Consider the following 22449-nt stretch of genomic DNA (forward strand, 5'->3'; position numbering starts at 1 on the left):
TCGCGAGCAAGCTCGCTCCCACGGGGAGGTGTGGTGGGCATAAAAAACGCCGCTTGGCCTTTCCAGGGCAAGCGGCGTTTTTGCTGTAGCGTGAAGATTACTCTTCGAGGTTACCCATGGCGGTGGTGTTGAAGCCGCCGTCCACGTACATGATTTCACCGCTGATGCCCGATGCCAGGTCCGAGCACAGGAAGGCGCCGGCGTTGCCGACTTCTTCGATGGTGACGTTGCGACGCAGCGGGGTTTGGGCTTCGTTGGCGGCCAGCATCTTGCGGAAGTTCTTGATGCCGGAAGCGGCGAGGGTGCGGATGGGACCTGCCGATACGCAGTTGACGCGGGTACCGTCCGGGCCCAGGGAACCGGCCAGGTAACGTACGCCGGCTTCCAGGGAGGCCTTGGCCATGCCCATGACGTTGTAGTTCGGCATGGTGCGCTCGGCGCCCAGGTACGAAAGGGTCAGCAGGCTGCCGTTGCGGCCTTTCATCATTTCGCGACCGGCCTTGGCCAGGGCCACGAAGCTGTAGGCGCTGATGTCGTGGGCAATGCGGAAACCTTCGCGGGTGGTGGCTTCGGTGAAGTCGCCGTCCAACTGGTCGCCCGGGGCGAAGCCTACGGAGTGCACGATGCAGTCCAGGCCGTCCCACTTCTTGCTCAGCGCTTCGAAGACCTTGGCGATTTCTTCATCGCTGGCCACATCGCACGGGAAGCACAGTTCAGGGCTCGAGCCCCAGCCTTGTGCGAACTCTTCGACACGACCCTTGAGTTTGTCGTTCTGATAAGTGAAGGCAAGCTCAGCGCCCTCGCGATGCATGGCGGCGGCGATGCCGGATGCGATGGACAGCTTGCTGGCGACACCGACGATCAGTACGCGCTTACCGGCGAGAAAACCCATGTGTTGCTCCTCTTTTCAGGTTATTCGGCAGTTGTTGGGGCCAGGAAGGCGGCCTCCAGCAACTGCTGTGTATAGGGGTGCTGCGGCGCGGCGAATATGCTGCGGGCATCACCTTGTTCGACCACTTGGCCATGCTTGACCACCATCAATTGGTGGCTCAGCGCTTTGACGACAGCCAGGTCATGGCTGATAAACAGGTACGTCAGGTTGTACTTGGTTTGCAACGACCGCAACAGCTCCACCACTTGGCGTTGCACGGTACGGTCCAGGGCCGACGTTGGTTCATCCAGCAGAATCAACGCCGGCTTGAGCACCAGGGCCCGGGCAATGGCGATACGCTGCCGTTGCCCTCCGGAAAATTCATGGGGATAGCGGTTCCGGGTTTCCGGGTCCAGGCCTACCTCCTTCAATGCCGCGATTATCGCTTGTTCCTGTTCGGCCGCGGTGCCGATCTTGTGGATTCGCAGGCCTTCGCCGACGATCTGGCTGACACACATCCGTGGGCTCAGGCTGCCGAACGGGTCCTGAAACACCACTTGCATCTCCCGGCGCAGTGGCCGGACCTGTTGCTGCGTCAGGCTGTCCAGCGGCTTGCCTTCGAAGCGGATCCCGCCCTGGCTACCGATCAACCGCAGGATTGCCAGCCCCAGGGTGGATTTGCCGGAACCGCTTTCGCCGACGATACCCAGGGTCTGGCCCTGGGGCAGGCTGAAGCGGATGCCGTCCACGGCCTTGATGTAGTCCACCGTGCGTTTGAACAGGCCTTTCTTGATCGGGAACCAGACTTTCAGGTCCTCGACCTGCAACAGCGGCGGGCCGACGACGTTGTTCGCCGGGGTGCCGCTGGGCTCGGCGCCCAGCAGTTCCCGAGTGTACGGATGCTGCGGCGCGCGGAACAACTCTTCGCACGATGCCTGTTCGACGATGCAACCGCGCTGCATGACACATACGCGATGCGCAATTCTTCGCACCAGGTTCAAATCGTGGCTGATCAGCAGCAACGACATACCCAATCGTGCCTGCAACTCCTTGAGCAATTGCAGGATTTTCAGCTGGACGGTGACGTCCAGGGCGGTGGTCGGCTCGTCGGCGATCAGCAGCTCCGGCTCGTTGGCCAGGGCCATGGCGATCATCACTCGCTGGCGCTGGCCGCCGGACAACTCGTGGGGCAGGGCCTTGAGGCGCTTGTGGGGCTCGGGAATGCCGACCAGCTCCAGCAACTCCAGGGTCCGGCGGGTCGCGACCTTGCCGCTCAGGCCCTTGTGGATGCCAAGCACTTCATTGATCTGTTTTTCAATGCAGTGCAACGGGTTGAGGGAGGTCATCGGCTCCTGGAAAATCATCGCGATCCGGTTGCCGCGGATATGGCGGATGGTCTTTTCCTTCAATCCCAGCAAATCCTGGCCGGCGTACTGGATGGTCCCGGTGGGGTGATGGGCCAGCGGGTAGGGCAGCAAGCGCAGGATCGAGTGAGCGGTGACCGACTTGCCCGAGCCACTTTCACCCACCAGGGCCAGGGTTTCGCCGCGCTTGATGTCGAAGCTGACGCCCTCGACCACGCGCTGGCGGCGTTCGCCGACAATGAACTCCACCGCCAGGTCGCGCACTTCGATCAGATTGTCCTGGTTCATATCACTTCCTCGGATCGAAGGCATCGCGAGCGGACTCGCCGATGAACACCAACAGGCTCAGCATCACGGCCAGCACGGCGAACGCACTGATGCCCAGCCACGGCGCCTGGAGGTTGGATTTGCCCTGGGCCACCAGTTCGCCCAGGGACGGTGCGCCCGGCGGCAGGCCAAAGCCGAGGAAATCCAGGGCGGTGAGGGTGCCGATGGCGCCGGTGAGGATGAACGGCATGAAGGTCATGGTCGAGACCATGGCGTTGGGCAGGATGTGCCGGAACATGATCGCGCCGTTCTGCATGCCCAACGCCCGCGCGGCGCGCACGTATTCCAGGTTGCGCCCGCGCAGGAACTCGGCGCGGACCACGTCCACCAGGCTCATCCAGGAAAACAGCAGCATGATGCCCAGCAGCCACCAGAAGTTCGGCTGTACGAAACTGGCGAGGATGATCAGCAGGTACAGCACCGGCAGCCCGGACCAGATTTCCAGGAAGCGTTGGCCGGCCAGGTCCACCCAGCCGCCATAGAAACCCTGCAGGGCGCCGGCGATCACGCCGATGATCGAGCTGAGCAGCGTCAGCGTCAGGGCGAACAGTACCGAGATACGGAAACCGTAGATCACCCGGGCCAAAACATCGCGGCCCTGGTCATCGGTGCCCAGCCAATTGACGGAGGAGGGCGGTGCCGGGGCCGGAACCTTGAGGTCGTAGTTGATGCTCTGGTAGCTGAACGGAATCGGTGCCCACAGCACCCAGGCGTCCTTGGCCGCCAGCAGTTCACGGATGTACGGGCTCTTGTAGTTGGCTTCCAGGGGAAACTCGCCGCCAAACGTGGTTTCCGGGTAGCGCTTGAGGGCCGGGAAGTACCAGCCGTCGTCGTAATGCACCACCAGCGGCTTGTCGTTGGCGATCAACTCGGCGCCCAGGCTCAGCCCGAACAGGATCAGGAACAGCCACAGCGACCACCAGCCACGCTTGTTGGCCTTGAACAGTTCGAAACGACGGCGATTGAGAGGGGACAGGTTCATCTCAATGCTCCCGGCTTTCGAAGTCGATGCGCGGATCGACAAAGGTGTAGGTCAGGTCGCCGATCAGTTTCACCACCAGCCCCAGCAAGGTGAAGATGAACAGGGTGCCAAACACCACCGGGTAATCGCGGTTGATGGCCGCTTCGAAACTCATCAGGCCCAGGCCGTCGAGGGAAAAGATCACTTCCACCAGCAAGGAACCGGTGAAGAAGATCCCGATGAACGCCGAAGGGAAGCCGGCGATCACCAGCAGCATGGCGTTGCGGAAGACGTGGCCGTAGAGGACCCGATGGCGGGTCAGGCCCTTGGCCTTGGCGGTGACTACGTATTGCTTGTTGATTTCGTCGAGGAAGCTGTTCTTGGTCAGCAGGGTCATGGTGGCGAAGTTGCCAATCACCAGGGCGGTCACGGGCAAGGCCAGGTGCCAGAAGTAATCGAGGATCTTGCCGCCCATGCTCAATTCGTCGAAGTTGTTGGAGGTCAGCCCGCGCAACGGGAACCAGTCGAAATAACTGCCGCCGGCAAACACCACGATCAGCAGGATGGCGAACAGGAACGACGGGATCGCGTAGCCGACGATGATTGCCGAACTGGTCCACACATCGAAATGGCTGCCATGCCGCGTGGCCTTGGCGATCCCCAGCGGGATCGACACCAGGTACATGATCAGGGTGCTCCACAGCCCGAGGGAGATGGACACCGGCATCTTTTCCTTGATCAGGTCGATGACCTTGGCATCGCGGAAGAAACTGTCGCCGAAGTCCAGGTGGGCATAGTTCTTGATCATGATCCACAGGCGTTCGGGGGCCGACTTGTCGAAGCCGTACATGCGTTCGATTTCCTTGACCAGCGTCGGGTCCAGACCCTGGGCCCCGCGGTAGGAAGAACCGGCCACCGACACCTCGGCACCGCCGCCGGCAATGCGGCTGGTGGCGCTCTCGAAACCCTCGAGCTTGGCGATCATCTGTTCCACCGGCCCGCCGGGCGCAGCCTGGATGATGACGAAGTTGATCAGCAGAATGCCGAACAGGGTCGGGATGATCAGCAGCAGTCGCCGAAAAATGTAAGCCAGCATCTTGTTACTCCACGCTCGCAGGGGCGGCGATTTGCTGCTCGATGACCTGCTTTTCTACTTCATCGGCCGGCTTGACCTCCGGCTTGACCCACCAGGTGGTGGTGCCGATGTCATAGGTCGGCGTGATTTTCGGATGACCGATGTGGTTCCAGTAGGCCACGCGCCAGGTCTTGATGTGCCAGTTGGGAATCACGTAGTAGCCCCATTGCAAGACCCGGTCCAATGCCCGGGCGTGAGCCACCAGGCTCTTGCGCGAGTCGGCATTGATCAGTTGCTCCACCAGTTGATCCACGGCCGGGTCCTTCAGGCCCATGGTGTTGCGGCTGCCGGGCTTGTCGGCGGCGGCGGACATCCAGAACTCACGCTGTTCGTTACCCGGCGAGCTGGATTGCGGGAAGCTGCCCACCACCAGGTCGAAGTCCCGGGAGCGCACGCGATTGATGTATTGGGAGACGTCCACTCGGCGGATCACCAGGTCGATGCCCAGATCGCTCAGGTTGCGCTTGAAGGGCAGCAATATACGCTCGAACTCGGTCTGGGCCAGCAGGAACTCCAGCACCACCGGTTTGCCTTGGGCGTCGACCATCTTGTCGTCGACGATGCGCCAGCCGGCCTCTTGCAGCAATTGGTAGGCCTTGCGCTGCTGGTCGCGGATCATGCCGCTGCCGTCGCACATCGAAGGCTGGAAGGCTTCGCTGAAGACCTGCTCGGGGATTTTGCCGCGCAGGGGCTCGAGAATCTTCAGTTCGTCTTCGCCGGGCAGGCCGGTGGCGGCCATTTCCGAATTCTCGAAATAGCTGCGGGTGCGGGCGTAGGCGCCGTTGAACAGTTGCTTGTTGGTCCACTCGAAATCCAGCAACAGGCTCAAGGCCTTGCGCACCCGCACATCCTGGAAGACCGGCCGGCGCAGGTTGTAGACAAAGCCCTGCATGCCGGTGGGGTTGCCGTTGGGGATCTGTTCCTTGATCAGCCGACCTTCGGTCACGGCCGGGATGTTGTAGGCGTTGGCCCAGTTCTTGGCGGTCATTTCCAGCCAGTAATCGAACTGCCCGGCTTTCAACGCCTCGACCGCGACGGTGTTGTCGCGGTAGTAGTCGGTGACCAGCACGTCGAAGTTGTAGAACCCGCGATTGACCGGCAGGTCCTTGCCCCAGTAGTCCTTCACCCGCTCATAGCGGATCGAGCGGCCGGCCTTCACTTCGGCGACCTTGTAGGGGCCGCTGCCCAGGGGAATCTCCAGGTTGCCCTTGTTGAAGTCACGCTCGGCCCACCAGTGCTTCGGCAGTACCGGCAATTGGCCGAGGATCAGCGGCAGCTCGCGATTTTGGGTGTGCTTGAACTTGAACAGGACTTTGAGCGGGTCTTCGGCGATGACTTCGGCGACGTCGTTGTAGTAGCCGCGGAACATTGGTGCGCCGTCCTTGGTCAGGGTCTGGAAGCTGAAGACCACGTCTTCCGCCCGTACCGGATGACCATCGTTGAAACGGGCTTCGGGGCGTAGGTAGAAGCGCACCCAGCCATTGTCCGGGGCTTTCTCGATTTTTTCGGCGATCAGGCCATATTCGGTGAAGGGTTCGTCCAGGCCCTGCTTGGCCAAGGTGTCGTAGATCAGGCCGATGTCATCGGCTGGCACGCCTTTGCTGATGAACGGGTTGAGGCTGTCGAACCCCCCAAAGCCGCCCTGGCGGAAGATGCCGCCCTTGGGCGCGTCCGGGTTGACGTAGTCGAAGTGCTGGAAGTTGGCGGGGTATTTCGGCGGCTCGTTGTACAAGGTCACGGCATGCTGCGGCGCGGCGCAGGCCAGCCCGGCGAACAACAGGCTGCTGGCCTGCAGGAGCAGGGCACGTAAAGGCTTCATTGATCTTTCTCCGAAGATTTCAGCCACCAGGCGCTCAGGCCCAGGGTATAGGGCGGCGTGGTGACGAAGGCGAACCGGTTGCGGTACGCCAGGCGATGATAATTGAGATACCAGTTGGGAATGCAGTAATGCTGCCACAGCAGTACACGATCCAGGGCCTTGCCGGCGGCGACCTGTTCGTCGCGGGTCTGGGCGGCGAGCAGTTTCTCCAGCAGGTGGTCGACCACCGGGTTGGCGATCCCTGCGTAGTTCTTGCTGCCCTTGACCCCGACCTGGCTGGAGTGAAAGTACTGCCATTGCTCGAGGCCCGGGCTGAGGGTCTGGTTCAAGGTCAGCAGGATCATGTCGAAGTCGAACTGGTCCAGGCGCTGTTTGTATTGGGCGCGGTCCACCGTGCGCAGCCGGGCTTGAACACCGATGCTGGCAAGGTTTTCGACGTAGGGTTGCAGGATACGCTCCAGGTTCGGGTTCACCAGCAGGATTTCGAAGCTCAGGGGCTGGTGGTCGGCGTTCAGCAGGCGTTGGCCGTTAAGATTCCAGCCGGCTTCCTTCAAGAGTCCCAATGCCTTGCGCAGGGTTTCCCGGGGAATGCCGCGCCCGTCGGTCTTGGGCAAGCTGAAGGGTTCGGTGAGCAGTTTGGGCGGCAATTGATCCCGGTATGGCTTGAGCAGCAGCCATTCATGACCCACCGGCAGGCCAGTGGCGGAGAATTCGCTGTTGGGGTAATAGCTGAGGGTGCGCTTGTAGGCGCCGCTGAACAGGGTGCGGTTGGTCCACTCGAAGTCGAACATCAGCCCCAGGGCTTCGCGCACCTTGACCTCGGCGAACGTGCCGCGCCGGGTGTTCATGAACAGGCCCTGGGTCTGGGTCGGGATCTGGTGGGGTATCTGCGCCTTGATCACATCGCCTCGGTTGACCGCCGGGAATTGATAGCCGTTGGCCCAGTTCTTGGCCTGGTGTTCGATGTAGATGTCGAACTCGCCAGCCTTGAAGGCTTCGAAGGCGACTTCGCTGTCACGGTAGAACTCCACGTCCATGCGGTCGTAGTTGTACTTGCCGCGGTTGACCGGCAGGTCCTTGCCCCAGTAGTCCTTGACCCGCTCGAACACCAATTGGCGGCCTGGCTGCACTTTGGTGATGCGATACGGCCCGCTGCCCAGGGGCGGTTCGAAGGTCGTCGCCTTGAAGTCGCGGCCTTTCCAGTAATGCTGGGGCAGCACCGGCAGCTCTCCCAGGCGCAGGATCAGCAAGGGATTGCCCGAACGCTTGAAGACGAAGCGGATTTTCAGCGGGTTGAGAATGTCGACCCGCAGCACCTCCTGCAGGTTGGTGCGGTATTGCGGGTGGCCATCCTTGAGCAGCGTCCTGTAGGAGAACGCCACGTCATAGGCGGTGATGGGCACGCCATCGTGGAAACGCGCTTCGGGGCGCAGGTTGAAGACTACCCAGCTGCGGTCTTCGCTGTATTCCACCGACTGGGCGATCAGGCCATAGCTTGACGTCGGTTCATCGCCGGACGGTGCGTACTGGCCAGTGCCGACCATCAGCGGTTCGTTCAGCTCATTGATGCCGTATTGCAGGAAGTTGGGCGTGGAAACCGGGCTGCTACCCTTGAACGTGTAGGGATTGAGCGTATCGAAGGTGCCGAATGCCATGACCCGCAAGACTCCGCCCTTGGGCGCTTGCGGGTTGACCCAGTCGAAGTGGGTGAATCTGGCCGGGTACTTGAGCGTGCCGAACTGCGCATAGCCATGGCTTTCGCTGATGGTTGCGCTGGCGGGAGAGCTCAAGGCCAGGCTGATCAGGAGCAGGAGGAGGGGACGTATCAAGTCTGAGATCCGATCCAGGCGGCTTGGGCTTTATGGCCTGTACAGTAACAGCTTGTATCGGCAGGAAAAAGGCGGGGGCTCAAAGCTTCAGGGTTTGCTTGAACTGTGGCGAGGGAGCTTGCTCCCGCTGGGTTGCGAAGCGACCCCGAATCTGGCACCTCGGTGCGACAGGTGGATTGAGTCGCTGCTTTTGGGGCTGCTTCGCAGCCCAGCGGGAGCAAGCTCCCTCGCCACAGAGAGTCCCTCGGTCAGTGCGGGGAGTAGACCGTCAGCATCTGCCCAGGCTTGAGTGCCTTACCCATCCGCGGATTCCAGCGCTTGAGGTGCTGCATTTCCACGTTGAAGCGCTTGGCGACGACGTACAACGAATCGCCCTGCTTGACCTTGTATTGGGTCTGCTTCTTCTGGTCCTTGCTGTTGGCGGCTATCACGGTGCTGATGCGCTTGCCGGTGGCCTTGCTGGCCTTGGCGTCCTGCATCACCAGGGTCTGGCCGACCTTGAGCTTGTTGCCGCTGAGTTTGTTCCAGCGTTGCAGGTCCTTGGTCTGGACGTTGTTGGCCTTGGCGATCTGGGCCAGGTTGTCGCCGCGCTTGACGCGGTAGGTGCGCCTGGCACCTTCCACTTCGCTGTCGTCGGCTGATTCGAAAACCGGCTTGAGCGCGCGCTGGCTGATCAGCTCTTCCGGGCGCATGGTCGACAGGCTGGCGGTCAGCAGCTGGGCCTTGGACGTCGGCACCAGCAGGTGCTGGGGGCCGTCGATGGTGGTGCGCTGCTTGAAGGCCGGATTGAGCTGGAACAGCTCGTCTTCGTCGATATTGGCCACTGCCGCGACCTTGGACAGGTCCATGCGCTGGTTGATCTCGACGACCTGGAAATAGGGTTCGTTGGCGATCGGGTTGAGGTTCACGCCATAGGCGTCGGGTGCGAGCACCACCTGGGACAGCGCCAGCAACTTCGGCACATAGGCCTGGGTCTCGCTGGGCAGCGGCAGGTTCCAGTAGTCGGTGGGCAGGCCAAGCTTCTCATTGCGCTCGATGGCGCGGCTGACCGTGCCTTCACCGGCGTTGTAGGCCGCCAGCGCCAGCAACCAGTCGCCGTTGAACATGTCATGCAGGCGCGTCAGGTAGTCCATGGCGGCCGTGGTGGAGGCGGTGATGTCGCGTCGCCCGTCATAGAAGCGGGTCTGGCGCAGGTTGAAGTAACGCCCCGTGGACGGGATGAATTGCCACAGCCCCACCGCGTTGGCCCGGGAATAGGCCATGGGGTTGTAGGCGCTCTCGATCACCGGCAGCAGCGCCAGTTCCAGCGGCATGTTGCGTTCTTCAAGGCGTTCGACGATGTAATGGATGTACAGGCTGCCGCGCTCACCGGCGTTTTCCAGGAAGGAAGGGTTGCTGGCGAACCACAGGCGCTGTTGCTCGATACGCGGGTTGACGCCGGCCGTTTCCTGCAGCTGGAAGCCCTGGCGCATGCGTTCCCAGATGTCCTGGGGCACTTGGGGGCTGGGTTTCTCGGTGAGCCATACCGGCTTCTGTTTGGCGCGAGCGGCGATATTCGGGGTGTGCGCCGCGTCGGTCTGCGGTAGCTGGCTCGTGCTCTGGCAGCCCGCCAGGGTGGCGGACACAGCCACCGCAATGGCTTGAGCCAAGCGGGTCAATGTGTCTGACTGGACGGACCTGCGTATGGATGACGACATTGGCTGGAAGTAAGTTCCGGGCAAAAATGTCGGCCGATTCTAGGAAGCGCACCCCAACAGGTCAACCTTTCAGAATTTTTGTATCAATCGATAGCTGCCTTAGAACGTATCTTTCCAAGCCCTCAAGGCCGCAAAAACCTCACTCGGCGTCTGGTTTCGCTGGCCGCTCCGTTCGTCTGCTTTTTGTTTAACGGATGTTTCAGCCGTGCGCAGGAACGGGTTGGTGAGTTTTTCCAGGGCCAGGGTCGAGGGCAGCGTCATGATGCCTTCGTTGCGTTGGCGGCTGACTTTTTCCAGGCGGGCGGCGATGTCCGGGTTGCCCGGCTCCACGGCGGCAGCGAACTTCAGGTTGCTGAGGGTGTATTCATGGGTGCAGTAGACCAGGGTATCTTCAGGCAACGCGGCGAGGCGACCCAGGGAGTGGTGCATCTGCGCGGGCGTGCCTTCGAAAAGCCGGCCGCAACCGGCGGCGAACAGGGTGTCGCCACAAAAGAGCAGGCCATGGTGGTAGTAGGCGATGTGCCCCAGTGTATGGCCAGGCACCGCGTAGACATCGAAGTCCCAGCCGAGCACGCTGACCTGGTCGTTGTCATGCAGGGCCTGGTCCCGTGCCGGGATGTTTTCGCTGGCCGGGCCGTAGACGGTGGCGTTCGTCGCATTCTTCAGCGCCTGGACGCCGCCGACATGATCATGGTGATGGTGGGTGATCAGGATGTCGCTCAGGACCCAGCCCGGATGGGCGTCGAGCCAGGCCTGTACTGGCGCGGCATCACCCGGGTCGACCACGGCGCAGCGCTGGGTGGAGTGATCCTGTAACAACCAGATGTAGTTATCGGTGAACGCGGGCAGGGCACTGATCTGTATCATCGCGGAATTCGCCAAGCGGAAAACAAAGGCGCATCTTAGAACTTCCTGACGCGTTGGAGAATGCAATGACCGATGAAGCGTTCGCTCAGGCTGATCCTGACTGGCTGGCGTTGATCAGCGCGGCCCGTGAATGGCTGTCCGGCCCTGTCGGGCAATTTTTGCTGGAAGAGGAACGGCGCATGCTCGAAGACGAGTTGGGCCGGTTCTTTGGCGGCTATCTGGTGCACTACGGGCCTTCGGCGCAAACCCCACCGTCGGCACCGCAGGTCCAGCGCAACGTACGCCTGGGGGCGCCGTTGCCCGGGGTGGAAATCGTCTGCGAGGAGCAGGCCTGGCCGCTGAGCGAACATGCCGCCGACGTGGTGGTCATGCAGCACGGCCTGGATTTCTGCCTGTCGCCCCACGGTTTGCTGCGTGAAGCCGCCAGCAGCGTGCGCCCCGGCGGGCATCTGTTGATCATCGGTATCAACCCCTGGAGCACCTGGGGGTTGCGTCATGTGTTTGCCCACGACGCCTTGCGCCAGGCCCGCTGCATCTCGGCGTCGAGGGTCGGCGACTGGCTCAACCTGCTGGGCTTCGCGCTGGAGAAACGCCGCTTCGGGTGCTATCGTCCGCCGCTTGCATCACCCAAGTGGCAGGCTCGCCTGGCCGGCTGGGAGCGCAAGGCCGGCGATTGGCAGCTGTCCGGCGGTGGTTTCTACCTGCTGGTGGCGCGCAAGATCGCGGTCGGGCTGCGCCCGGTGCGTCAGGCGCGACGCGAGCCGATGGGCAAGCTGATTCCCTTGCCGATGGCCAAGGTCAATCGTCGTCACATCGAGCCATAACCCCTTTTGGCAGGCCTGGCCGGCCTTTCGACTACAGGCTCAACCGCCTGGTCGGCTGGCCTTTGCATTTTTTCTGGATAGATTGGCATGAGCGATAGCGTAGAACTCTTCACTGATGGCGCCTGCAAGGGCAACCCCGGCCCGGGCGGCTGGGGCGCGTTGCTGGTGTGCAAGGGCGTGGAGAAGGAACTCTGGGGCGGCGAAGCCAATACCACCAACAATCGCATGGAGCTGATGGGCGCCATCCGTGGCCTGGAAGAGCTCAAGCGGCCTTGCGATGTATTGCTGGTGACCGACTCGCAATACGTGATGAAAGGCATCAACGAGTGGATGGCCAACTGGAAGAAGCGCGGCTGGAAGACGGCGGCGAAGGAGCCGGTGAAAAACGCCGACCTCTGGAAACTGCTGGATGAGCAGGTCAACCGCCACAACGTCACCTGGAAATGGGTGCGTGGCCACATCGGCCACCACGGCAACGAACGGGCCGACCAGTTGGCCAATCGTGGGGTGGATGAGGTGCGGGGCTACAAGCAGGCCTGATAGGGGGGTTGTCAGGATCTGGACAGGATGACACCTGTGGCGAGGGAGCTTGCTCCCGCTGGACTGCGAAGCAGGCCCCTGGGGCGGTCGCTGCGCAACCGAGCGGGAGCAAGCTCCCTCGCCACAAGAGCGCCAAGCCATAAAAAGCCTGGCTGACAGGACATTGCGGATGCACTGGCGTGAGCGTGTTAAGATCCGCGCTTTTGCAAGACTGCCCGTTGAGAGCTGAACACTGATGGCCAACAGATCTGTAGTACTGGATACCGAAACCACCGGCATGCCGGTGACCGATGGTCACCGGATTATTGAAATCGGTTGTGTCGAGCTGATCGGCCGGCGCCTGACCGGTCGCCATTTCCACGTTTACCTGCAACCGGACCGCGAAAGTGACGAGGGCGCTATCGGCGTCCACGGCATCACCAACGAGTTCCTGGTGGGCAAGCCGCGTTTTGCCGAAGTGGCCGATGAGTTCTTCGAATTCATCCAGGGCGCGCAGTTGATCATCCACAACGCGGCGTTCGACGTCGGGTTCATCAACAACGAATTCGCCCTGATGGGGCAGCACGATCGGGCCGACATCACCCAGCATTGCACCATCCTCGATACCCTGATGATGGCCCGGGAACGGCATCCGGGGCAGCGCAACAGCCTCGACGCCTTGTGCAAGCGCTACGGTGTCGACAACTCCGGTCGTGAACTGCACGGCGCCTTGCTCGACTCCGAGATCCTGGCCGACGTCTACCTGACCATGACCGGCGGCCAGACCAGCCTGTCCCTGGCCGGCAACGCCTCGGACGGTAACGGCACCGGCGAAGGCTCCGGCAACCAGGCCACGGAAATTCGCCGTTTGCCCGCCGACCGCCAGCCATCGCGGATCATCCGCGCCAGCGAAAGCGACCTGGCCGAGCATGCCGCGCGTCTGGAAGCCATCGCCAAGTCCGCGGGTGCTCCGGCATTGTGGACACAGTTGGCCGAGGCACAGGCCGCCACGCACTGATGAAACCCCTCCTGTGGGAGCGAGCTTGCTCGCGATGACGGCGGCACATCCAGCATTGATGCTGGTTGAACGACCGCCATCGCGAACAGGCTCGCTCCCGCAGGGTCATCCATTGTTCATTTCTCGCCACAATCGCCACGACCTTCTACCCTGAGGTAACGGGCAGGCTACGGTACGGATTCCGCTTGATGTGTGATGATTTGAAAGACAAGGGCAATGGATGGCACCACGCCGTTGGGTGCTTCAAGGAATGAGGAGCTTCCCCAGTATGCAACCGGTCATGAATCCCAAGCACCCCGGGCTGTCGGTGCGCATCGTCGATGATGGCTTTGCCGCCTACATCTGGGGCAGCGATTTCAGCTTTGAAGTCAGCGACTATGTGACGGCGCAGATCGGCCGTCCCGTCAGCCAATGGCCGGTGACGCCCATCGTTCCTTATCGCAAGTGCTATGGCATCGATCCCGAAGAGTTCAGCAGCTTCCGCGATGCCCCGGACAGCGAGATCTTCATGGCCTACCTCGATGACCAGCCCGTCGGGCACCTGGTGGTCAGCACCAACTGGAACGGCTATGCCCACATCGACGAGCTGGCGGTACACGCCCCGGCCCGTCGCCACGGAGTGGCCAAGGCGTTGCTCGATGTCGCCCAGTTCTGGAGTCGCAAGAAAAAACTGCCGGGCATCATGCTCGAGACCCAGAACAACAATCTGGGCGCTTGCCGGCTCTATGAGCGTTGCGGTTATGTGCTGGGTGGTATCGATCACCTGCGCTATCGCGGCATTGACCGGCATACCGCCGAAGTCGCGCTGTTCTGGTACCGGCTGTTCGACGATCCACTGGGCATGTCGATCAGTGGCTCAGCAACGCCTCGGCTTGTTCCGTAATTCGTTCCAGCAGCGATTGAAGGGCGGGCGAAGAGGGCGCGCCGTTGAGGCTCAAGGCATAGAGGCCGATCGCGATGGCGGGCGATACCGGGCAGACGTCGAGGCCGCCGTCCTTGGCGCCCGAGGCGGTGAACGGGTCGACGATGGCCAGGCCTTCGCCGGCCTCGACCATGGCACGCATCATCTGATGGGTCTGGACGCGGAGCTGGATCATGGGGGCCGGTCGCAACGCCGCCAGTTTATGCTCGAATGCAGGGCTCAGCGGGTCATGGCCATCCAGGCCCACCAACGGCTGGCCCGCCAGGTCCTGAAGCGAAATATATTTTTGACGGGGTTGCAGCCAGCCGTGGGGCGCGAGCAATTGCAGTTTGCCCTGGGCGATCATCTGGCAATGGATGTCGGGATGTTCAGGGTCGTGCAGGCTCAGGCCCAGGTCGCTTTCGCGCAACAGCAGGCTGTGGACGATGTCGCGGGTCGGTTGGCTGAGCAGGGTGCACGGCGCATCCGGATGGCGACGACGCAAGGCGGCGATGCTCTGGGGCAGCAACCGCTGGGCCAGCGGCGGTGTGCAGATAATGCGCAAGGGCGCTGCCTGATGGTGTTTCAGGCTGCTGGCCAGGCGCTGCACCGGTTCGAGGGTGTCATACACCCGCGTGATGCCGTCGCGCAATTCAAGGGTTTCCCGGGTCGCCTGCAAGCGACCGCGCACGCTGGCGAACAGCATGAAACCCAATTGGGCCTCGGCGTCGCGCAATATCGCCTCGACCTCCGCCACCGGCAGTTGCAGCCATTCGGCCGCCGTGCCGAGGTGGCCGGTCTGCAGCAGCGCCTGGATCACTTCGATGTGGCGTAAACGCATGCAAGAAGTCCATGTTCGGCGGATGAGCCATTGAGTGGCTGAATCCTAACCCAAGTCCGGGTATGACTTCTGCTCATAACCAACGGTTATGAAGCTATTTGCGTTTCAGCGGGCGTTTGAGTGGGCAGTGGCGTTTCCGGTTCGCGCGTCAATTCGATTTGAGATTGCACGAGAATAAATCTGCCATCGTCGAGCTTGTTGACTCGATCCCCGATAGCCAATTTATAGGTAGTGACAGGCTCCTTGCCATTTCCGTCGGGCGACGGGGTCGATTCCTGAAACTCATGCACCGAGTAGACGCGACCTTCGGCGTCCCGCGCATGAAATTGTCCGACAAGTACTGCTGCCATTGCTTAGAACCTCTGGAAATAAATCACTCGATTTGCGGTTCTGTAGACCCTGGTCAAGCGCGGTAAGTTTTCCTACATGAAAAAAATAGTCCAGCCGGCCGGTTTTTGTCGCTCCACTGGTCCAATTGTCACCCCGATCATCTATAACTACAGGCTCCTTTGAGCCGACAGTCGAGAAGCCTCTCATGAGTAATGTCTACACAGTGGCCGTTTTGGTGGGCAGCCTGCGCAAGGCATCGATCAACCGCAAGGTCGCGCTGGCACTGGCTGACCTGGCGCCAGCCAACCTCAAACTGAATATCATCGAGATTGGCGAGTTGCCGCTCTACAACGAAGACATCGATGTTTCCCCTCCGCCAGCCTACAGCACTTTCCGCCAGCAGGTGGGCGCGGCCGATGCCTTGTTGTTCGTCACGCCGGAATACAACCGTTCGGTGCCGGCACCGTTGAAAAACGCCATCGATGTGGGATCGCGTCCCTACGGCCAGAGTTGCCTGAGTGGCAAACCGGGCGCGGTGATCAGCGCTTCGCCGGGTGCCATTGGCGGTTTCGGCGCCAATCATCATTTGCGCCAGTCCCTGGTGTTCCTTGACGTGCCCTGCATGCAGCAGCCGGAAGGCTACCTGAGTAACGCTGGGACGGCGTTCGACGAGGCGGGCAAGCTGTCGGAGTCGTTGAAGCCGTTCTTGCAGAAATTCATTGATGCCTACGGCAAGTGGGTCGAGCAACATAAGAAGGCCTGATAACCGAGATTTAAGAAACCCTGTGGCGAGGGAGCTTGCTCCCGCTGGACTGCGCAGCAGGCCCCTTTGGGCGGTCGCTGCGCACACCGAGCGGGAGCAAGCTCCCTCGCCACGGGTTTCATGTATCGCTTTAAATCCCCACCCTACTGTCAACTCTGACAGTAGACGCTCTCATTCCAGTGCGTCCTAATCACCTCACGTTCACTGCGCCTCTACTGTTTTATTGGGCAGCCCTTCAAGCGTCGAGGTGTTCTCCATGAAAAAGCGATTTCCTCCGCGTTATGTGCCTGACAGCAACCCTCTGAGCCTTGATCCTCCCTGGATCCCGGGCTGGACGCTCTCCGTCGAGGGGTATGACGCCGGCATCCCGGCCAGATTGGTGGAGGGGGGATTGCTCTGCATCGTTGATCCCTGGACCAGCATGGAGATTGGTGACGCCTTCAAGTTCTACTGGAAGGACGAGGCAACGCCCGTATGGAGCACTGAGATCGATCAAGATCAAAAGAACCAGCAATTGGCTTTCCGTATCGATGAGGGGCACATCGTCAGGGGCGACGCTTTTCCGGTGTTCTACAGTGTCCTGCGCGTAGGTGCAGCGCGGCCTGAAGAGTCGCAGCCGCAGTGGAAACTGTTGGTCAAACTCGACCCGCCCGGCGGTTTCGATGAGGACCAAGGCACCCCGGGTCACTCGGGTTTGCGGTATTCGATCCCCCAAGACATCCTCGACAACGGCGTCGGCCCCGATGAGGCCGAGGCCGGTGTGCCGGTCACGATCAAGCCGTACCTGTTCATGCGTCGTAATGACAGGATCAACGTGGCCTGGGGAACTGAAAATGTCTATCACACGGTGACCAGAGACGAAGAGGAAGCGGGCGGGGAGATCGTTATCACCGTCCCCCTCGATGTGATCGAGCGAGCCGGCGACAGCGATGGCATCGCCGTGGCCTATCAGGTGGTGGATGAATGCGGCAATTACCCAGGCGGGTACTGGCGCTGGTCGGCGGTGACCCGGATTTTGGTCGATCTGAACAACAACCGGCTCGATCCGCCGTTGGTGCTGGTCAATGGTTTTCCCGTTGAAGAAGTCGACCTCGCCGAACTGGCCGGAAATCCGGTCACTGTGCGGGTCACCGCCAACCGCTACGAGCATGCCATTGGAGATCTCTTGCGCATGACCTGGCGTGGCACCGCCGCCGACAGTTCACCGGTGATCGTTGGCCCGCTGGAGGAAACGGTTCAAACCATTCCCTACTTCTATGATTTCACCATCCCCTATGCCGATGTCGCGGCGATCGCCAAGGGGCGGGCCACGGTGGGTTACGTGCGGATCCGCAGTGGCGAGAGGGACCTTCCGTCGAAAAGCACCTCCGTGACCGTGATCGGCGATACCCGCCAATACCTGGCCCCCGACATTGTGGAAGCCGTGGGCGGCACGCTGGACCCGGACCTGAATTTCTACACGCTTTCCGTTCCTTACTATCCGGGACGTGTGGCTGGCGATGAGATCATCATCATTTGCGACGGTCGTACCTCCACCACGCTTCCGACTTATCATGAAGTGACGGCCATCGTGGGCGGGGAGGCGGTTGGCGCGCCGGTGCTGGCGAACCTGGACAAAGAGCAGGTCAAGCGCCTCGAGGGCGGCTCGCTCACGGTGTACTACAGCGTGAACGGCCAGCCCGAGTCGGAGTCCTTGAGGTTGACGGTGGGTGCCGCGGCGCCGTCGCTGCCGATCCCAACGGTGGTGGAAGCGCCCAACGACGTGCTGAACCCGGACGACGTCAACCCCGCCATCGGCGCCAACGTCATCGCCACCTACACCGCAACCCTACCCGAGGATGTTGTCGTGCTGCGCTGGCGCGGCTCAATGAGCAATGCCCCGGACCAGTCGAGAACCTTGACGGGTAATACAGCGGGCAAGGCGGTGCCGTTTACCGTGCCGTTCACTTATGTGAGCGGTAACCTGAACGGCACCGTGGATGTCAGCTACTCCATCACCCGTGGCGCTACGCCCCTGGGCAACTCCATCGTCCGGCACCTGACGGTCGGTTCGGCCTTGGAACTGACGGCCCCCTCGGTGAAAGAGGCCAACGGTGCCACCCTGAACCCGGTCAATGCCAAGGATTCGCTGACCATCGTGGTACCGGCCAACGCCGCGCTGCAGCCCAGCGACAAACTGAAAGTCACCTGGACCGGCGCCCCGGGCACGCCCGCCGAAGGCTCCTACACCTCGGACGAATGGCCGGTCAGGGACGGCTGGGAAGTACCGATCGACAACAGCGTAGTGGCGTTTAGCTTGGGCAAGGCGGTGACCGTCACCTATACGGTGATCCAGGCTGGCGTGGAGTCGCCACCTTCGGATTCGTTTACGCTGAATGTACAGGCGATGCCTGCGGCCAGCCTGGCGATGCCTCTGATTCCGGAGGCGGCGCAGGGGGGAATTGGTAGTGAGTTGGACCTGGGTAGCTTCACGGGGGATGCCCGTGTCACGGCGGCACCTTGGCCGCTGATTGCCGCCGGCCAGCGGGTCTGGCTAAGCTGCGAAGGGGTCGCCAGTGATGGGTCTGACTATACGATTACGCTTTACACCAATAAAGAAGTTGTCCAGGGCGAAGTATCTGCCGGGCTGTCTAAAGAGATTCCTCGGGCCGAGCTTGAGAAACTGCGTGATGGATCTCAGTTGAAGGTGGTGTTGCGGGTTACTTTCAATCGCAGCAACAGCCAGAGTGAGGCGGTTACTTTTCCGTTGCGGACCTATATGGTTCGAAACGAAGAGCGGACGGTGGATCATTACACCCCATTTGATGGTGGGAATGCTAATGGTTGGGAAGATGCAAAATTGTTTGAAGTCGTTCATGAGGATGGTAACTATTTTGGCCGAATGGGGCGGGAGGCCCCAGCTGACCACGGGGGAGCATTGTTGCGTATTTCACTCCAGCAGGGTGTTCGCTATGAGCTTAGCTTTGTTTGCCGCAGCCTTTCCGGCGCCACTCCCTTGGTTTTTTTTGGCAATGGATCCGGGCAGCGACAATTTAGCCTCCTCATCTATCCTCTGCATAGCTGGGAGCCATATTCAACTGTCTTAACACCTGACGCTCCAATCGATATGCTGGGGTTCAGTACAGAAATTGGGATCACCGATGTGGATAATATTCGCATTCGCCAGCTATAAAGAAAGCGGATCTTGACTGCTTAACCAAATGGTTTGCGGCGACATGTGGCGCTGGGTATCCGCCGGATAATGGCGAACCGCGCTAGCTGACATAACCCGTACCCCGTGGCGAGGGAGCTTGCTCCCGCTGGACTGCGCAGCAGGCCCCTTTGGGCGGTCGCTGCGCAACCGAGCGGGAGCAAGCTCCCTCGCCACAAAAGCGTTTTGCGCGACCTATCCAGGGCTTTACTGAGTATTCGAATATCCATATATTCGCCATTCGCTCATCCCAGGCTTCCCACGCCATGCCCGATTACCCCAATCCCGTCGATGTCTTCAAGGCCCTGGCCGATGACACCCGTACGCGCATTGCGTTGCTGGTGGCCCGTGAAGGCGAGTTGTGTGTCTGTGAGCTCACCGCCGCGTTGGGCCTGAGCCAGCCGAAGATCTCCCGGCACCTGGCGCAGTTGCGCAACGCTGGGTTGCTCAGCGACCGACGCCAGGGGCAGTGGGTTTATTACCGCCAGCACCCGCAGTTACCGGCCTGGGTCAGTACGATGTTGGAGCAGGCGTTGGCGGCCAGTACCGCCTGGCTGACAGCGGACGTGCAGCGCTTGAATGCCATGCCTGATCGTCCGGTGGCACGTTGCTGCTGATTACTTTTTTCCCATCCCTTTTCCAAGGCTGTTGCGCATGCTCATCGCGTCATTGATTTTCCTGCTGACCATTACGTTGGTGATCTGGCAGCCCAAGGGGCTGGGCGTTGGCTGGAGTGCGACGCTGGGGGCGGTGCTGGCCTTGTTGAGCGGGGTGGTGCAGGTCAGTGATATCCCGCTGGTCTGGCAGATCATCTGGAACGCCACCGGGACGTTCGTCGCGCTGATCATCATCAGCCTGTTGCTGGACGAGGCGGGGTTCTTCGCCTGGGCGGCCCTGCATGTGGCCCGCTGGGGGCGGGGCAGCGGGCGCAAGCTGTTTGCGTTCATGGTGCTGCTGGGGGCGCTGGTGTCGGCGTTGTTTGCCAATGATGGGGCAGCGTTGATCCTGACCCCTATTGTGATCTCGATGCTGCTGGCGTTGCGGTTTTCCCCGGCGGCGACCCTCGCGTTCGTGATGGGCGCCGGTTTCATTGCCGACAGTGCGAGCCTGCCGCTGGTGGTGTCGAACCTGGTGAACATCGTCTCGGCGGACTTCTTCGGCATTGGTTTCAACCGCTACGCGGCGGTCATGGTGCCGGTGAACCTGGTGAGCGTGGCGGCCAGCCTGGCCATTCTGCTGTGGTTCTTCCGTCGCGACATTCCGCGCGACTATGACCCCGATCAACTGGATGATCCGGCGACGGCGATCCACGACAAGGCGACGTTTTATGCCGGCTGGGCGGTGTTGGTGATCCTGCTGCTGGGCTGCTTTGCCCTGGAGCCGCTGGGGATTCCCATCAGTGCGATCTCGGCGGTCTGTGCTGCGTTGCTGCTGGCGGTCGCGGCCCACGGCCACAAGATCTCCACCCGCAAGGCAATGAAGGAAGCGCCCTGGCAGATCGTGATCTTTTCCCTCGGCATGTACCTGGTGGTCTATGGCCTGCGCAACGCCGGGCTGACCGGTTACCTGGCCCACTGGCTCGACGGTTTCGCCGAATATGGCGTGTGGGGCGCGGCCATGGGCACCGGTGTGCTGACGGCGTTGCTCTCGTCGGCCATGAACAATTTGCCGACGGTGCTGATCGGCGCCTTGTCCATCGACGCCAGCCAGGCCACCGGGGCGGTGAAGGAGGCGATGATCTACGCCAACGTCATCGGCAGTGACCTGGGCCCGAAAATCACGCCGATTGGCAGCCTGGCGACGTTGCTGTGGCTGCATGTGCTGGCGCGCAAGAACATCCAGATCGGCTGGGGGTATTACTTCAAGGTCGGGATTGTGCTGACCGTGCCGGTGTTGCTGGTGACGTTGGCGGCGCTGGCTGTGCGGTTGTCCTTCTAGAACCGAGTTGGCTTCATCGCGAGCAAGCTCGCTCCCACAAGGGCGTGCATTCCAGTGTGGGAACTCACTTTTGCAGAAAAGTGCTTTCCAATGTGGGAGCGAGCTTGCTCGCGATGAGGCCCTGACAGGCAGCACAAGGCTCAGCCACCGCCCGGCACATCCGGCCAACGATCCGCCACCAGGAACACCCGCTCGGCTTCTTCCCAATCACCCTCGGCGTTTTCGCTCAGGCGCACCATCAATTGTGCCGGCGCCATGGGGTCCAGGGCCATACGCCAGGCCTCCAGTTGCGCGGTGCTCCAGGTTTGTTCGGCCGGATAATGCGCCGGGGCCAGCCAGGCGGCGCGGGGCAGGGGTTGCCAGCGGCCCGGCGGACGTTGGGCGATGAACGCAGACCAGTCCCGTTGATGCAGCCAGCGCCCGCGTAAATGCCTGGGATGGGCACCGGCCGGTGGTTCGGCCTGGCCCGGCCAGGGGTAGAGCAAATACCCGCCCAGCCAGAGCTCGGAGCGAAACAGTTCGAGGCCCGAGGGCTCGATTCCCAGTGCCGCCAGGGCCTCGCGGCTTTCCGGGCGGGCCGAGATCGGCAGTTGGTGTTCGCGCAGATGCGCCAGCTTGCGGTCGAGCCGGTCATGGCAACCCGGGCCCAGCCATTGCGCGGCGTCCAGCCCGTTTCCGTGCTGGGGCCCGAGGTACAACTTGATGGCCAGTTCCAGGTGGTGGATGCCGTCGCGATCACGCAGCAACAGGTCCAGCTCCCCCAGGGTATGGCCTTCGCGTCGGATCGGCAGGTTGGCGGCGATCAATTCGATGCCCGGGGCATGCTGCACGGCAAACTGCCACAGTCTTTCGTAATACAGGCCCAGGCGGCGCGTTCGCCCTTGGGACAGGCAGTGCAGCAACGGATAGCTGTCGCGGTCCAGTTGCCGCAGCCAGTGTTCCAGTCGGCCAGGCTCCTGCACCCAGTCACTGCCAGCCAGGGGATGGCGCTGGGGCCAGGGCGTGTCGATGAGCATCGGCGGGGCGATGATCGCCCACGCGAGGTCGCGCACTTCGGGATGGTGCAGGCGTCGGGGCAAGTCCAGCAATTCAGGGAACAGGATCATTTTGCGAGCATAGCCGCTCTGTGGCCAATGCTGTTCATTCCAGGAAAGTAAAGAACCCGTGGCGAGGGAGCTTGCTCCCGCTCGGTTGCATAGCAACCGCCCCAAGGGGCCTGCTTCGCAGTCCAGCGGGAGCAAGCTCCCTCGCCACA

19 protein-coding genes are annotated in these 22449 nt (G+C 61.6%); 8 read left to right on the forward strand and 11 right to left on the reverse strand.

From position 1 onward, the window contains the following. Positions 1 to 97: 97 nt before the first annotated feature. The 8 genes from fabI to gloB all read right to left on the reverse strand — a co-directional run bounded on the left by fabI (position 98) and on the right by gloB (position 10870). On the reverse strand, positions 98 to 892 hold the full coding sequence (fabI, locus tag J4E53_RS19275; RefSeq protein ID WP_025213267.1) for an enoyl-ACP reductase FabI: 795 nt from the start codon (positions 890 to 892) through the stop codon (positions 98 to 100). 20 nt (positions 893 to 912) lie between these two features. Continuing rightward, a complete protein-coding gene (locus J4E53_RS19280) occupies positions 913 to 2523 on the reverse strand; it encodes an ABC transporter ATP-binding protein (protein ID WP_060741966.1) in 1611 nt (536 codons plus the stop codon). A gap of 1 nt (position 2524) precedes the next feature. Continuing rightward, entirely contained in the window at positions 2525 to 3544 is a 1020-nt protein-coding gene (locus tag J4E53_RS19285) for an ABC transporter permease (RefSeq protein WP_060741967.1), read from the reverse strand. A 1-nt stretch (position 3545) separates the two neighbouring features. Next, entirely contained in the window at positions 3546 to 4619 is a 1074-nt protein-coding gene (locus J4E53_RS19290) for a microcin C ABC transporter permease YejB (protein WP_103308055.1), read from the reverse strand. A 4-nt stretch (positions 4620 to 4623) separates the two neighbouring features. Beyond that, positions 4624 to 6477 (reverse strand): extracellular solute-binding protein, encoded by a 1854-nt coding sequence (locus tag J4E53_RS19295; RefSeq protein ID WP_103308054.1) that lies wholly within the window; start codon positions 6475 to 6477, stop codon positions 4624 to 4626. Then, positions 6474 to 8306 carry an extracellular solute-binding protein gene (locus J4E53_RS19300; protein ID WP_103308053.1) on the reverse strand — a complete coding sequence of 611 codons (1833 nt, stop codon included), beginning with the start codon at positions 8304 to 8306 and terminating at the stop codon, positions 6474 to 6476. Before J4E53_RS19300 ends, J4E53_RS19295 begins: the two co-directional genes overlap by 4 nt. Positions 8307 to 8554: 248 nt before the next feature. After that, complete coding sequence (locus J4E53_RS19305; protein WP_060741971.1) at positions 8555 to 10003, reverse strand: transglycosylase SLT domain-containing protein; 1449 nt, start codon at positions 10001 to 10003, stop codon at positions 8555 to 8557. A 99-nt stretch (positions 10004 to 10102) separates the two neighbouring features. After that, positions 10103 to 10870 (reverse strand): hydroxyacylglutathione hydrolase, encoded by a 768-nt coding sequence (gene gloB, locus J4E53_RS19310; protein ID WP_103308071.1) that lies wholly within the window; start codon positions 10868 to 10870, stop codon positions 10103 to 10105. A gap of 65 nt (positions 10871 to 10935) precedes the next feature. Here gloB and J4E53_RS19315 point away from each other — a divergent pair, with 65 nt between their 5' ends. The 4 genes from J4E53_RS19315 to J4E53_RS19330 all read left to right on the forward strand — a co-directional run bounded on the left by J4E53_RS19315 (position 10936) and on the right by J4E53_RS19330 (position 14114). Beyond that, positions 10936 to 11694 carry a class I SAM-dependent methyltransferase gene (locus J4E53_RS19315; RefSeq protein WP_053119806.1) on the forward strand — a complete coding sequence of 253 codons (759 nt, stop codon included), beginning with the start codon at positions 10936 to 10938 and terminating at the stop codon, positions 11692 to 11694. An 87-nt stretch (positions 11695 to 11781) separates the two neighbouring features. Next, entirely contained in the window at positions 11782 to 12234 is a 453-nt protein-coding gene (gene rnhA / locus J4E53_RS19320; protein ID WP_030142629.1) for a ribonuclease HI, read from the forward strand. Positions 12235 to 12469: 235 nt separating this feature from the next. Next, positions 12470 to 13231 (forward strand): DNA polymerase III subunit epsilon, encoded by a 762-nt coding sequence (gene dnaQ, locus J4E53_RS19325; RefSeq protein WP_060741972.1) that lies wholly within the window; start codon positions 12470 to 12472, stop codon positions 13229 to 13231. A 268-nt stretch (positions 13232 to 13499) separates the two neighbouring features. Further along, on the forward strand, positions 13500 to 14114 hold the full coding sequence (locus J4E53_RS19330; protein ID WP_103308052.1) for a GNAT family N-acetyltransferase: 615 nt from the start codon (positions 13500 to 13502) through the stop codon (positions 14112 to 14114). On the opposite strand, the gene J4E53_RS19335 is transcribed toward J4E53_RS19330, so the two are convergent. Further along, on the reverse strand, positions 14080 to 14973 hold the full coding sequence (locus tag J4E53_RS19335; RefSeq protein WP_103308051.1) for a LysR family transcriptional regulator: 894 nt from the start codon (positions 14971 to 14973) through the stop codon (positions 14080 to 14082). The genes J4E53_RS19330 and J4E53_RS19335 overlap by 35 nt on opposite strands. An 86-nt stretch (positions 14974 to 15059) precedes the next feature. Continuing rightward, positions 15060 to 15323, reverse strand: a complete 264-nt coding sequence (locus tag J4E53_RS19340) for a hypothetical protein (RefSeq protein ID WP_103308050.1) — start codon at positions 15321 to 15323, stop codon at positions 15060 to 15062. A 185-nt stretch (positions 15324 to 15508) separates the two neighbouring features. On the opposite strand from J4E53_RS19340, the gene J4E53_RS19345 reads away from it, so the two are divergent. From J4E53_RS19345 to J4E53_RS19360, 4 genes are all read left to right on the forward strand, one after another. Continuing rightward, positions 15509 to 16066, forward strand: a complete 558-nt coding sequence (locus tag J4E53_RS19345) for an NADPH-dependent FMN reductase (RefSeq protein ID WP_103308049.1) — start codon at positions 15509 to 15511, stop codon at positions 16064 to 16066. 256 nt (positions 16067 to 16322) lie between these two features. Beyond that, positions 16323 to 19238: a hypothetical protein gene (locus J4E53_RS19350; RefSeq protein ID WP_146042594.1), complete on the forward strand. Its 2916-nt coding sequence runs from the start codon at positions 16323 to 16325 to the stop codon at positions 19236 to 19238. A gap of 284 nt (positions 19239 to 19522) precedes the next feature. Continuing rightward, on the forward strand, positions 19523 to 19873 hold the full coding sequence (locus tag J4E53_RS19355; protein WP_103308047.1) for a metalloregulator ArsR/SmtB family transcription factor: 351 nt from the start codon (positions 19523 to 19525) through the stop codon (positions 19871 to 19873). A gap of 37 nt (positions 19874 to 19910) precedes the next feature. Then, positions 19911 to 21194 carry an arsenic transporter gene (locus J4E53_RS19360; RefSeq protein ID WP_103308046.1) on the forward strand — a complete coding sequence of 428 codons (1284 nt, stop codon included), beginning with the start codon at positions 19911 to 19913 and terminating at the stop codon, positions 21192 to 21194. 140 nt (positions 21195 to 21334) lie between these two features. On the opposite strand, the gene J4E53_RS19365 is transcribed toward J4E53_RS19360, so the two are convergent. Further along, positions 21335 to 22300 carry a DUF1853 family protein gene (locus J4E53_RS19365; RefSeq protein WP_060741979.1) on the reverse strand — a complete coding sequence of 322 codons (966 nt, stop codon included), beginning with the start codon at positions 22298 to 22300 and terminating at the stop codon, positions 21335 to 21337. Positions 22301 to 22449 lie beyond the last annotated feature (149 nt).

The sequence above is a fragment of the Pseudomonas sp. FW305-28 genome, assembly GCF_017351395.1.
Taxonomy (GTDB): Bacteria; Pseudomonadota; Gammaproteobacteria; order Pseudomonadales; family Pseudomonadaceae; genus Aquipseudomonas; species Aquipseudomonas fluorescens_AA.

Excerpts from the sequence above, each read along its gene's own strand:
- rnhA (WP_030142629.1), top strand. The coding sequence starts at position 11,782 with ATGAGCGATAGCGTAGAACTCTTCACTGATGGCGCCTGCAAGGGCAAC.
- J4E53_RS19290 (WP_103308055.1), bottom strand. The coding sequence starts at position 4,619 with ATGCTGGCTTACATTTTTCGGCGACTGCTGCTGATCATCCCGACCCTG.
- J4E53_RS19340 (WP_103308050.1), bottom strand. The coding sequence starts at position 15,323 with ATGGCAGCAGTACTTGTCGGACAATTTCATGCGCGGGACGCCGAAGGT.
- J4E53_RS19360 (WP_103308046.1), top strand. The coding sequence starts at position 19,911 with ATGCTCATCGCGTCATTGATTTTCCTGCTGACCATTACGTTGGTGATC.
- J4E53_RS19285 (WP_060741967.1), bottom strand. The coding sequence starts at position 3,544 with ATGAACCTGTCCCCTCTCAATCGCCGTCGTTTCGAACTGTTCAAGGCC.
- J4E53_RS19315 (WP_053119806.1), top strand. The coding sequence starts at position 10,936 with ATGACCGATGAAGCGTTCGCTCAGGCTGATCCTGACTGGCTGGCGTTG.
- J4E53_RS19355 (WP_103308047.1), top strand. The coding sequence starts at position 19,523 with ATGCCCGATTACCCCAATCCCGTCGATGTCTTCAAGGCCCTGGCCGAT.
- J4E53_RS19305 (WP_060741971.1), bottom strand. The coding sequence starts at position 10,003 with ATGTCGTCATCCATACGCAGGTCCGTCCAGTCAGACACATTGACCCGC.
- dnaQ (WP_060741972.1), top strand. The coding sequence starts at position 12,470 with ATGGCCAACAGATCTGTAGTACTGGATACCGAAACCACCGGCATGCCG.
- fabI (WP_025213267.1), bottom strand. The coding sequence starts at position 892 with ATGGGTTTTCTCGCCGGTAAGCGCGTACTGATCGTCGGTGTCGCCAGC.
- gloB (WP_103308071.1), bottom strand. The coding sequence starts at position 10,870 with ATGATACAGATCAGTGCCCTGCCCGCGTTCACCGATAACTACATCTGG.
- J4E53_RS19335 (WP_103308051.1), bottom strand. The coding sequence starts at position 14,973 with ATGCGTTTACGCCACATCGAAGTGATCCAGGCGCTGCTGCAGACCGGC.
- J4E53_RS19365 (WP_060741979.1), bottom strand. The coding sequence starts at position 22,300 with ATGATCCTGTTCCCTGAATTGCTGGACTTGCCCCGACGCCTGCACCAT.
- J4E53_RS19330 (WP_103308052.1), top strand. The coding sequence starts at position 13,500 with ATGCAACCGGTCATGAATCCCAAGCACCCCGGGCTGTCGGTGCGCATC.
- J4E53_RS19295 (WP_103308054.1), bottom strand. The coding sequence starts at position 6,477 with ATGAAGCCTTTACGTGCCCTGCTCCTGCAGGCCAGCAGCCTGTTGTTC.
- J4E53_RS19345 (WP_103308049.1), top strand. The coding sequence starts at position 15,509 with ATGAGTAATGTCTACACAGTGGCCGTTTTGGTGGGCAGCCTGCGCAAG.
- J4E53_RS19350 (WP_146042594.1), top strand. The coding sequence starts at position 16,323 with ATGAAAAAGCGATTTCCTCCGCGTTATGTGCCTGACAGCAACCCTCTG.
- J4E53_RS19280 (WP_060741966.1), bottom strand. The coding sequence starts at position 2,523 with ATGAACCAGGACAATCTGATCGAAGTGCGCGACCTGGCGGTGGAGTTC.